13 protein-coding genes are annotated in these 10,898 nt (G+C 33.1%); 6 read left to right on the top strand and 7 right to left on the bottom strand.

Annotated features, from left to right (window positions below):
- From AST02_RS12145 to AST02_RS12130, 4 genes are all read left to right on the top strand, one after another.
- Entirely contained in the window at window positions 1-480 is a 480-nt protein-coding gene (locus AST02_RS12145; RefSeq protein ID WP_069817996.1) for a Na+/H+ antiporter subunit E, read from the top strand.
- Window positions 480-773 carry a Na(+)/H(+) antiporter subunit F1 gene (locus tag AST02_RS12140; protein WP_069818052.1) on the top strand — a complete coding sequence of 98 codons (294 nt, stop codon included), beginning with the start codon at window positions 480-482 and terminating at the stop codon, window positions 771-773. The genes AST02_RS12145 and AST02_RS12140 overlap by 1 nt, the downstream gene beginning before the upstream one ends.
- Complete coding sequence (locus AST02_RS12135) at window positions 751-1,107, top strand: Na+/H+ antiporter subunit G1 (protein WP_069817995.1); 357 nt, start codon at window positions 751-753, stop codon at window positions 1,105-1,107. The genes AST02_RS12140 and AST02_RS12135 overlap by 23 nt, the downstream gene beginning before the upstream one ends.
- A 183-nt stretch (window positions 1,108-1,290) precedes the next feature.
- Window positions 1,291-2,454, top strand: a complete 1,164-nt coding sequence (locus AST02_RS12130; RefSeq protein ID WP_069817994.1) for an NAD(P)-binding domain-containing protein — start codon at window positions 1,291-1,293, stop codon at window positions 2,452-2,454.
- 35 nt (window positions 2,455-2,489) lie between these two features.
- Here AST02_RS12130 and AST02_RS12125 read toward each other — a convergent pair whose 3' ends face one another.
- The 6 genes from AST02_RS12125 to AST02_RS12100 form a co-directional block, all read right to left on the bottom strand.
- Window positions 2,490-2,867: a hotdog fold thioesterase gene (locus AST02_RS12125; protein WP_065339144.1), complete on the bottom strand. Its 378-nt coding sequence runs from the start codon at window positions 2,865-2,867 to the stop codon at window positions 2,490-2,492.
- 29 nt (window positions 2,868-2,896) lie between these two features.
- Entirely contained in the window at window positions 2,897-4,213 is a 1,317-nt protein-coding gene (locus AST02_RS12120; RefSeq protein WP_069817993.1) for a Na+/H+ antiporter family protein, read from the bottom strand.
- Between the two features lie 242 nt (window positions 4,214-4,455).
- Window positions 4,456-5,934, bottom strand: coding sequence for a M17 family metallopeptidase (locus AST02_RS12115; RefSeq protein ID WP_069817992.1), 1,479 nt, complete (start codon window positions 5,932-5,934; stop codon window positions 4,456-4,458).
- Window positions 5,935-6,123: 189 nt separating this feature from the next.
- Window positions 6,124-7,332: an NAD(P)/FAD-dependent oxidoreductase gene (locus AST02_RS12110; RefSeq protein WP_069817991.1), complete on the bottom strand. Its 1,209-nt coding sequence runs from the start codon at window positions 7,330-7,332 to the stop codon at window positions 6,124-6,126.
- 236 nt (window positions 7,333-7,568) lie between these two features.
- A complete protein-coding gene (locus tag AST02_RS12105) occupies window positions 7,569-7,928 on the bottom strand; it encodes a HesB/IscA family protein (RefSeq protein WP_069817990.1) in 360 nt (119 codons plus the stop codon).
- A gap of 12 nt (window positions 7,929-7,940) precedes the next feature.
- Complete coding sequence (locus AST02_RS12100; protein ID WP_002512218.1) at window positions 7,941-8,177, bottom strand: YuzB family protein; 237 nt, start codon at window positions 8,175-8,177, stop codon at window positions 7,941-7,943.
- A gap of 454 nt (window positions 8,178-8,631) precedes the next feature.
- Between AST02_RS12100 and AST02_RS12095 the strand changes: the two genes are divergently transcribed.
- Window positions 8,632-9,696: an NAD(P)/FAD-dependent oxidoreductase gene (locus AST02_RS12095; RefSeq protein ID WP_069817989.1), complete on the top strand. Its 1,065-nt coding sequence runs from the start codon at window positions 8,632-8,634 to the stop codon at window positions 9,694-9,696.
- A gap of 140 nt (window positions 9,697-9,836) precedes the next feature.
- On the opposite strand, the gene AST02_RS12090 is transcribed toward AST02_RS12095, so the two are convergent.
- The gene (locus AST02_RS12090) at window positions 9,837-10,148 is read right to left on the bottom strand and encodes a YuzD family protein (RefSeq protein ID WP_069817988.1); all 312 of its coding nucleotides are present in this window, start codon (window positions 10,146-10,148) and stop codon (window positions 9,837-9,839) included.
- A gap of 106 nt (window positions 10,149-10,254) precedes the next feature.
- Here AST02_RS12090 and AST02_RS12085 point away from each other — a divergent pair, with 106 nt between their 5' ends.
- Entirely contained in the window at window positions 10,255-10,497 is a 243-nt protein-coding gene (locus AST02_RS12085; protein ID WP_002483816.1) for a NifU family protein, read from the top strand.
- Window positions 10,498-10,898 lie beyond the last annotated feature (401 nt).

Here is a 10,898-nt window from a genome sequence, read left to right as displayed (position 1 = left end):
ATGGCAGTCCAAATATTAGTAAATTTACTTTTATCTGTTTTTTGGTTGTTTGTAACAGGGAGTTATACTTTTAATAACTTTATACTAGGCTACTTATTTGCCCTATTATTAGTATACCTAATGCGTGGTATTTTACCTGGAAGATTTTACATTATTACAGTTTATAAAATAGTTAAACTCTTCTTCGTTTTCATCATAGAATTAATAAAAGCCAACGTCGATGTGATACGCATTATTGTTAAGCCAAAGATAGACAACGAACCAGCATTTTTCACTTATAATACAGATTTGAAAACAGACTGGGAAATTGCGTTATTATCTAACTTAATTACCTTAACACCTGGTACAGTCGTGTTAGGCATAAGTGATGATCGTACTGAAATTTATATACACTGCATTGATTTTAGTACTAAAGAGGAAGAAGTGGAAGGTATTAAATCTTCCCTTGAAAAAGTCGTTAGAGAGGTAGGCGAAAAATGATGAACTATAATATAATTTTAATTATCGCATTAGTCATCGTAGCGTTGTCTATGCTAGGTATGCTTGTACGTGTAATCATAGGCCCTTCTCTAGCTGACCGTGTTGTTGCACTTGATGCAATTGGTATTCAACTTATGGCCATCGTCGCATTATTTAGTGTGTTCTTAGGTACTAAATATATGATGGTCGTTATTCTAATGATTGGTATTTTAGCCTTCTTAGGTACAGCAGTATTCGCGAAATATATGGATAAAGGTAAGGTGATTGAATATGATAACGACGATCGTCATTAGTATCGCACTTATTTTAATTATCCTTGGTTCACTCATTAGTGCACTTGCAGCGATTGGCCTTTTACGTTTAGACGATGTCTATTCAAGAGCACATGCTGCTGGTAAAGCAGCTACATTAGGAGCGATGTTATTAATTAGTGGTGTATTCTTGTTCTTTATTGGACGTGAGGGTTACGCAAGTATGCAATTACTTATCGGTATATTATTTATCTTAATCACTGGTCCACTATCAAGTCACCTTATTATTAAAGCTGCATATAATTTAGATACACCTGCTTCAAAACGAACAAAACGTAATGATTTAAAAGATGAGTTAAAAGATACAAAAATCTAATATAAATTGCTTTTTTCTACATTATGAAACACTCAGCTATCATTAAATAGCTGAGTGTTTTTTATTCTTTATAGACGGAGACTAAGACAATTTGACCAGTATGTTTATTTCTATTTGTCATAAGTTAAATTTAATGATATATTAAATCGTAATCATTTCGTTTTAAAAGGAGTTTGAATGCTTATGACAACTTGGACAATTATCGGCGGTGGTTTACATGCAGCTACAATAGCTATCAAATTAAGATCGAAGGGGTTAAAAAGTGACCATTTAAAAATGATAGACCCTCATCATAATCTCTGTGAACAATTCAATAATTATACTAAACGTATAGACATGCCCTATTTACGTTCTCCATGCGTACATCATGTCCATCCTAACCCATTTCATTTGAAACAATATGCTAAGAAAATGCACTATACAAACCCAGCCTATGGGCCATACAAACGACCAAATCGTGACATGTTTATGGATCATACACATGAGCTTATTCATTACTTTGAATTAAACCAAAGTCATATACAAAGTTATGTCAATAAAATAGAAAAAGACGACAAGCAATGGTTAATACAATTAAACAATAGTGAATGGATACATACAGATAATTTAATTATTGCTTTTGGCTGTAATCATGATACATACACGCCTGAACTATTTGTACAACAACCCGATATATCCCATGTGTTCGATGACGATGGATCTTATGATTCAGAAACCTCACATGTCGTTGGTAGTGGTATATCAGCTGCACATCTATGTTTAAGACTATTAAAAGCAAATAATAATAAAATTCACTTGTGGACGAATAAACCCATAGATGTACATGATTTTGATGCAGACCCAGGATGGCTCGGTCCTAAAAACATGACGTCTTTTAATGCGATTCAATCTTCTAAACAAAGATTTGATATTATTAAACGTGAACGACATAAAGGGTCTATGCCTAAAGAACTCGAATTAAGGCTTAAAAAGCACATCAAACAAAACAGATTGAGTATACATGTCAATGAACTTACAGATATTCAACAGCATCACATTTGCACTGAAAATGATTGCTTACACTATGACCGCATTTTATTAGCTACAGGATTTAAAGAATCAATCATGCAACAGCCTATTATTAAGCAACTCACAGATCACTTCCAAGCACCTATAACATCGTGTGGCTTGCCATTTATCTCATCAACCTTAGAATGGTTACCTAACCTGTTTGTCACAGGCGGTTTAGCTGATTTAATGCTTGGTCCATTTTCGCGTAATATTATGGGCGGACGAGAAGCTGCACTTCGAATTGCAGAAGCTTATGATGAAATTGAAAATAAAAGCAAAATAAAAAGATCGATATAAAGTTAAATAACTTTATATCGATCTTTTTATTTTTATTAACGCTTCAAAGGCTTTATAGCAATTGTTCCGCGCATAACACAAATTAATCTATCTGTATCGTCTTTAATATCTATATTCCATACCTGTGTTGTCTTACCTTCATGTATGATAGATGCCGTTGCGTAAATTGTGCCCTCTGTGGTAGAACCAATATGATTTGCATTCATTTCTAATCCTAGCGGTACATATTGATCCGTATCGATTAAATATGCTGCACCCATAGAACAAGCTGTCTCTCCTAATGCTAAACTTGCGCCACCATGTAAATAGCCAAATGGTTGTTTAACTTGATCAGTTACTGGCATTGACATAATTAATAAACCCTGTGCTTCTTTTTCTATTTTCATGTTTAACGCTTCTAACATATTAGTCATTGCTGTCACTCCATTTTCACTTAATAGCTTTATAGTACCATAGCAGCAATTGTACCGAAAATAATTAATGGTATATTGTAAAACATAAAGTTAGGAATACACGTATCTCTAATATGATCATGCTGACCATCAACGTCTAAACCTGCAGTTGGGCCTAGTGTTGAATCACTTGCTGGCGAACCAGAATCACCTAATGCACTTGCTGTACCAATTAAAGCTATAAGCGCCATCGTGCTTAATCCTAATGATTCACCTAAAGGAACAAATAATGTAGCTATAATAGGTATCGTAGCAAATGATGAACCAATGCCTAACGTGACAACTAATCCAATCAAATACATTACGATAATACTTATAAGTTTGTTATCTCCTATCACACCACTAATACCGTTCACTAATTTAGCAATATCTCCTGTTTCATTCATCACACCCGCAAAACCATTTGCAGATAAAATAACGACACCGATAAAGGACATAATTTGTATACCATCTACAAATTTTTTATCTAATTCAGTCCATTTATATGCTCTAGAAATAAAGAATACTAGGACACCTGCTAATGCACCAAAGATCATTGAATCTGTAAACAATTGTACGAGGAATGTTGCAATGATTGAAACTACTGTAACTATAAGTATATAAGGTTTAATTTCAGTTTGAGTTGTATCTTTTACTTCATCACGCTGAATATATTTTCTTGGTTTTCTATAATAGTATATACCTGCAATCAAGCCGACAATATACCCTAGCGACGGGATGAGCATTGATTTCCATATCATACCCATTTCAATTGGGTGGCCTGCTTTTGAAAAACCACTTTGAATAATTTGATGGAAAATTTGACCGAAACCAAATGGCATAAGTACATAAGGAAAACATAAACCAAAGCCTATAATAATCGCTATTTGTCTTCTATCGATATTAAGTTCATTAAACAAACTAATGAGTGGTGGTATAACAATTGGAATAAATGCAATATGTACAGGAATTAAGTTCTGACTCATTATACTTATCGCTAATAATGCAACAATAATAATAATTTTCACTTTTATTCGTGACATTTTACTATTTTCAGCATGGATAGCATCTATAATTTTATTCACTAAATAATCGGTGATGCCACTATAAGAAATAAGTGCTGCAAAACCACCTAACAAAGCATAACTAAGTGCTACTTCAGCACCATCCACTATATTTTTACCAAATACGGACACAATTTCAGTGATATTCATTCCTGAAATTAAGCCACCTACGAGCGCACTTACAAATAAACTTATCACTACGTTTAATCTACATAAACATAAGACAATCATCAGCAAGACTGCTATAACTACTGCATTCATCACAAAGCATAACTCCTTTACCACGTTATCGAACTAAAGCATTACGAGATTTATAATATCAATATCTACTTCAATTGTCAATGACATTTACCCAAAGCGTTCTCATATTTTTCAACACATTAATCATTCATCACCTGCCGTCAAATGATTGTTGAATGTTCTTTTCATATTATAAATAAAAAAATGGAAAACTCTATAAAATGATTTATGAGTTTTCCATTTTAATAATAACAAAAATATTTAAATTACTTTAATGTACGCAACCATTGAACAATGGTTGGTATTAAATAGCCTGTCGGTCCTTTTGGTCCTTTATGTGTGTTGCTATGAGTTGTTGCAGGCCCTGCAATGTCAAAATGTAAATGAGGTGTCTCACCTGCGAAATGATTAATAAATGTAGCAGCAAACAAAGCTTTTCCATGACCATTCGTATGATTAACTAAATCTGCGACTTCACTTTTACGGATTAAACTTTGTTCTGTAGCAGTCATTGGTAATTCAAAAACATATTCGTCTACTAATTGTGCTTTAGCCAATATAGCCTCAAGTTGTTGTTCTGCATTATGTTTAAAAACTGCAGCTTTATCTTCACCAAGTGCGGCTACAGCTGCGCCAGTTAAAGTTGCAAAATCAAGAATGACTTGTGGTTGAAATTGATTTGCATAAAATACTGCATCTCCTAATACTAAGCGTCCTTCAGCATCCGTATTTAATACTTCAACAGATTCACCGCTTAACGCTGTATAAACATCGTCAGGTTTCATAGCTATTTCATTTACCATATTTTCAGCGGCTGCAATAACCCCTACAATATTTACTTTAAGTTCTAATTGACGTGCCGCTTCAATCATTGCGATCACATTCGCAGAACCACACATATCATACTTCATTGTTTGCATACCTACTTTAGGTTTAATAGAATAGCCACCAGAATCGTAAGTGATACCTTTACCTACAAGTGCGATAGGCTCAGCATCCGCATTGCCTCCATTATATGTAAGTGTAATAACTCTAGGACCATGCTTTGAACCCTTACCAACTGCATGTATCAATCCAAATCCTTCACGTTGTACCGTATCGCTATCTTTAATATCGACAGCAACGTCTGTATCTTTAAAGTGGTTTTGAATGCATTCAGCATAATAACCTGGTGTTAATATATTAGGCGGTATATTACTATAATCACGCGCTAAATTAATCGATGAACCAATAATTAATCCTTGCTTAACAAATGTGTGCACTGTTGAACTTTCTGTATGTATATCTAAATCAAGTTGATAAGGCGGCATTTTATTCGTTTTATAACCATCAAATTGGTACGTAGCTTGTTCACTTTGCTGTCCTAAAATTTCTGCAACCGTATCTATCGTGATTACCTGAGAGCCAAACGTATCAAATAAGAGCGAAGCCTGAGTAATTCTGTCTTTTTTTAAATATTGGAATAAGTTACCAAATACTTTTAAAAAATCACTATAGTTCGTTGTTTTTAAATTGCCTAAACCAACTGTGATGAGTTTTAATTTTTTACCATTTAATGAAAACAGTGTACTAGAAATTGTCCCAACATTTGTATTAATAATTTGATTACGTTTTAGTTCTTCTAATTTTTCAATTATATTTTCATCTTCTACAGTTAACTCGCTAATTTGATTCAAGTGTTCCGGCACACCAACTACTAAAGTTTTATTGTTAATATTAGTATTGCTTTGCATTGTTACTTCCATTGCGCATCCCTCTTTTTAAATTAAATTTTTAATGTGTCATTGTCTAACAATTATTTTATTAAAAATGATACTACGGTTTATATGGCTTAATGCTTTTTTATTTAATAAAAAGACCTATCTATATACTAGACAGGTCTTTTTAAGTACAGAATCACATAGTGCATGCGCCTGTATTATTTAATTGATATATTAAAATTTACCTTTTTTAAATGCTAAGCCGACACCGCCAAGTTTGTATACTGCACGTGTATCGATAACTTTTTTCATGAATGCAGCTTTTTTACCTTGGATATCTTTACCGTAAACAACGCCTACACCATCATTAGAACCTAATGAACATACAGTACCACGATCAACATATTCAAATTCTTGAGTTGGTTGACCTTCTAAAATATTTTTAACATTTTTAGCAGTTTGTTCACCTTGTTGCATAGCAATTTGTGCCGTTGTTGGTAATGGACGTTCTTCACCAGCTGGGATAAATGCAGAAACATCACCAATTGCAAAGACATCGTCATAACCTTCTATAGTTAAATCTTGTTTAGTAACGATGCGTCCACGTTTAACACCTTCAAATGATTCTTCCATTAATTTGCTACCACGAACACCAGCAGCCCATACAACTGTATTAGCTTCTAATTGTTGCTCTTCATCGTTAACTTTTACTACGAAACCTTTTTCGTTAGCTGCAACGATTGGAGTACCAATTTTGAATTCTACGCCTCTATCTTCTAAGTAACTTACAGCATGGTTAACTAATTCATCAGAGAACATTGGTAACATTTTTGGAGCAGCTTCGACACAAGTTATTTTAACTTTGCTTTGTTCTACACCATATTTATTACATAATTCAGGGATGCGGTCAGTTAATTCACCTAAGAATTCCACACCAGTAAATCCTGCGCCACCAACAATAATAGCTAAATCTTTGTCATCTTTTTGTTTAGAAGATGCATAGTTAGCAAATTTGTCTTCGATATGACGAGATAATTTACGAGCAGTTAAAACGTTTTCAATTTGGAAAGCATGGTCTTTCATGCCTTTGATACCAAATGTTTCAGTTTCGAAACCTAATGATACAACTAAGATATCGTAATCAAAGATACCAGCGTCAGTTTCTACTTTTTTAGCATTGCGGTCGATTTTTGTAACTTCTGCTTTAACAAAGTTAACTTTGTCTTTGTTTACTACACTTTCAACCGGATATAGTAAATCTTCATAGCTAATCGTACCTGCTGAAGCTTCATGTAACCAAGTAGCTTCATAATGGTAATCATTTTTATTAATTAATGTAACTTCAGCTTCATCTGCTGAAATTTGCTTTTGTAATTTTGTAATAGTTTGTAAACCTGCATAACCCGCACCTAAAACTAATACTTTTTTACGATCTTGAGCCATTTCATTCACCTAAGCTTTCATAATTTTTTTGTTGCCATAGTCTTTTGCTATACCCTATATTTTAATTAGTAATTCACAAAAAAGACATTTTTTACCCAATACTAATTTTATAGTTTTTATAGCTTATTTTCAAGCGCTAATGCCCATATTGTTTATTATTTCACATAAACTTATAAAAGGCTATAGTTCACCTTGGATATTATGCGAACTATAGCCTTTAAATTTTAAAAATCAAATTAACAATCTTCTGGAGAACCAGCAACTTTGGCTGTTCTAAATGAACTACCACAACCGCAAGATGCAACTGCGTTTGGATTATCAATTTGGAAACCGCCGCCCATAAGTGACTGTTTGAAATCAATTCTAGTACCATCTAATACAGGTTTGTCATATTTTTCTACAAGTATTTTCAAACCGTGGACTTCCAAGACTTCATCGTTGTCACCTGGCTCTGCTTCAGCTGACATGCCATAAGTAAGGCCTGTACAACCGCCACCATTTATTTTAATTTTTAAATAACCATCTGCCATATCATTTTGTTGTAACATGTCTTTTACTTCATATGCTGCTGCTTCAGTTATTTCAACTACTGCCATTATAATTACCTCCTAAAAAATCCATGTTTCTTCTATATGTGCGTAAATTTTTTGTAATAAGTCATCTGGCGATTCACCTTCAACGATATCACCATTCACTAGTGCGTACAACCCACTTGAACATAGTCCACAATTTTGTAGACATCCATATTCTAATACGTCTACTTCAGGGTCATTTTCAAGTTGATTATATACGTAGTCCCCGCCTTTCGCTAAATTCGAAATGCAGAACTCAATTATTGGATTCATAATACACCCTCTCATAAATTATCAGTTAAACAATTATAACAAATACTGGACATAGTTGACTACATACTAGCTTATAATATCTACATTTTTAAACTGACTTATCGAACAGAATAAGTAGTTGATTATAGATATATAATAACTCTGTTAAACATATTTATTTATCAAATAGATCACGTCAAAACAAGCCATTATTACTTAAGTTGATGAAATAATAAATTCTGTTTCAAATTAAATGTAATTACAAATAATAAAGTATCTACTTTATTTGTAGAAGTATTCAAAAAGGCTTATAATGTATCTAAGTAAGCAGATTATAGAAAATTGGTATATCGATGAAAGACGAAATATGATTTAACCACATTATATTTAATAACTTACATTGACGAGTTTAAGATAAAATACATCTCATTTTATCTTATTGCTCAATACAATTTTTACTAGAGGGGTATCACAAATGAAAAACTTAGTATTATTAGGTGGCGGTTATGGAAATATGCGTATTATGTCACATATTTTACCATCTGCACTTCCTGAAAATTATTCGGTCACATTAATTGACCGTATGCCTTACCACTGTTTAAAGCCAGAGTTTTATGAGTTGGCTGCTGGTACTAAATCTGATAAGGATGTTCGTATGAATTTTCCTGATTCTGATCGCATCAACAATGTTTTTGGCGAAATTAATGATATTGATTTAGAAGATCAAATTATTTCCGTTGGCAATACGAAAGTAGATTATGATGAATTAGTAATTGGTTTAGGCTGTGAAGATAAGTATCACAATGTTCCAGGTGCTGAAGAATATACACATAGTATTCAAACGCTATCTAAATCTCGTGAGACATTCCACCATTTAAGTGAATTACCAAATGGTGCCAAAGTAGGTATCGTTGGTGCTGGATTAAGTGGTATCGAATTAGCAAGTGAATTACGTGAAAGTCGTGAAGATTTAAAAATCTACCTCTATGACAGAGGCGAACGTATTCTACGTCGTTTTCCTGAAAAGTTAAGTCAATATATTGAAAATTGGTTTAAGAAAAATGATGTAACTGTAGTACCAAACTCTGATATTAACCGAGTGGAACCAGGTCGTATCTATAATAATGATGTACCTGAAGAATTAGATTTAATCGTATGGACAGCAGGTATTCAACCTGTTGAAGTAGTAAGAAACCTTCCAATAGACATTAGTAAAGGTGGCCGTGTTATTTTAAATCAATATCACCAAGTGCCTACCTATAAAAACGTCTATGTGGTAGGTGACTGTGCAGAATTACCACATGCACCAAGTGCACAGCTCGCTGAAGCACAGGGTGATCAAATTGCAGATGTTATGAAATTACAATGGCAAGGCAAAGCACTTCCAGAAAAAATGCCTGAAATTAAAGTTCAAGGTTTCCTTGGCTCACTTGGAGATAAAAAAGGTTTTGCTTATATAATGGATCGAACTGTTACCGGCCGCTTAGCTTCTATTTTAAAATCAGGCGTACTATGGTTATATAAATACCATAACGGTTAAATAGCCCTCTTTCCTCAATTTATACTATTAAGAGAAACAAATTTGGACAATAAAGCGCTTAAGACATTATAATTAAATGTCTCAAGCGCTTTATATTTTTTAAAAACGTAATATTAAATGAAAGACTAAACAGTAAATGATTAATGCGAATCCATAAATTTCGTGATATCTTTTAATTGAACATAACCATCTGATACATATGCTTCATTTATAGTAACTAATGGATAGAATAATTCATCTTCTTGAATGCGTTCAATGTACTGTTGATCATGATCTGTTAAGTTCTCAGTATCTTTTTCAATATCAATATATGTGAATTCAAACTGAATATCTGGATACTTCCTTTTTAACAATGGTTGTAACCAATCATAAGTATTGCGTGCTGTTGGTGCATTAACACAACTTGCACAAACAATATCTGCACCATAAACGATTACACTAGCTTTATTCATTTTAACATTCCCCTTTTGTATCGATTGATAGATTTTTCCTTACATTTCTATTATAATAAAAAGATAAGTAGAATATGAAATAACTCACTTGAAAGGAGGCATTTCCATGCCAACTGAAAACGTAACAATGTTTGATCAAGTAGCAGAAGTAATTGAAAAACTGCGTCCCTTCTTACTACGTGATGGCGGTGACTGTTCACTCGTTGATGTAGAAGATGGTATTGTTAAACTACAATTACATGGCGCTTGTGGTACATGCCCTAGTTCAACAATCACTTTAAAAGCAGGTATTGAACGTGCTTTGCATGAAGAAGTACCAGGAGTAATCGAAGTAGAACAAGTATTCTAATTGATATATTCATATATAGATAACATCTAAAGATCAAGTTTCTTTCGAGCACTTTAATTAACTATTTCACTTTTGCAATGCGAATAGTTTCAAAGCATAGACAAGCTAAACGAATAACATCGTTTAGCTTTTTTGTTTTGCTAAAATTACAAGTGCTTTAATATAGATGTATGCTTTGTCATAATATCAATTTTCTGACTGATTATACAATATTACGGACTTTTTTCACCGTGACGCTCTAATAAATGCATCATAAAAATAGTATAGGGAATACGAAATCAATTTCTGATTCGCATTCCCTATACTATTTCATAAATGGAGAAGTAATTTTTAAAAACTTAATATAAATACATGCTCAGTTTAGACATCTAATCTACTGATTTATTAATTCGGTCGGAGAC

The organism is Staphylococcus equorum (assembly GCF_001747895.1).
GTDB lineage: Bacteria > Bacillota > Bacilli > Staphylococcales > Staphylococcaceae > Staphylococcus > Staphylococcus equorum_A.
Note: the sequence above shows the minus strand (reverse complement) of the source record. Positions and strands in the feature narration are given on the sequence as shown.

Excerpts from the sequence above, each read along its gene's own strand:
- AST02_RS12145 (WP_069817996.1), top strand. The coding sequence starts at position 1 with ATGGCAGTCCAAATATTAGTAAATTTACTTTTATCTGTTTTTTGGTTG.
- AST02_RS12140 (WP_069818052.1), top strand. The coding sequence starts at position 480 with ATGAACTATAATATAATTTTAATTATCGCATTAGTCATCGTAGCGTTG.
- AST02_RS12135 (WP_069817995.1), top strand. The coding sequence starts at position 751 with ATGATAACGACGATCGTCATTAGTATCGCACTTATTTTAATTATCCTT.
- AST02_RS12130 (WP_069817994.1), top strand. The coding sequence starts at position 1,291 with ATGACAACTTGGACAATTATCGGCGGTGGTTTACATGCAGCTACAATA.
- AST02_RS12125 (WP_065339144.1), bottom strand. The coding sequence starts at position 2,867 with ATGACTAATATGTTAGAAGCGTTAAACATGAAAATAGAAAAAGAAGCA.
- AST02_RS12115 (WP_069817992.1), bottom strand. The coding sequence starts at position 5,934 with ATGGAAGTAACAATGCAAAGCAATACTAATATTAACAATAAAACTTTA.
- AST02_RS12110 (WP_069817991.1), bottom strand. The coding sequence starts at position 7,332 with ATGGCTCAAGATCGTAAAAAAGTATTAGTTTTAGGTGCGGGTTATGCA.
- AST02_RS12105 (WP_069817990.1), bottom strand. The coding sequence starts at position 7,928 with ATGGCAGTAGTTGAAATAACTGAAGCAGCAGCATATGAAGTAAAAGAC.
- AST02_RS12100 (WP_002512218.1), bottom strand. The coding sequence starts at position 8,177 with ATGAATCCAATAATTGAGTTCTGCATTTCGAATTTAGCGAAAGGCGGG.
- AST02_RS12095 (WP_069817989.1), top strand. The coding sequence starts at position 8,632 with ATGAAAAACTTAGTATTATTAGGTGGCGGTTATGGAAATATGCGTATT.
- AST02_RS12090 (WP_069817988.1), bottom strand. The coding sequence starts at position 10,148 with ATGAATAAAGCTAGTGTAATCGTTTATGGTGCAGATATTGTTTGTGCA.
- AST02_RS12085 (WP_002483816.1), top strand. The coding sequence starts at position 10,255 with ATGCCAACTGAAAACGTAACAATGTTTGATCAAGTAGCAGAAGTAATT.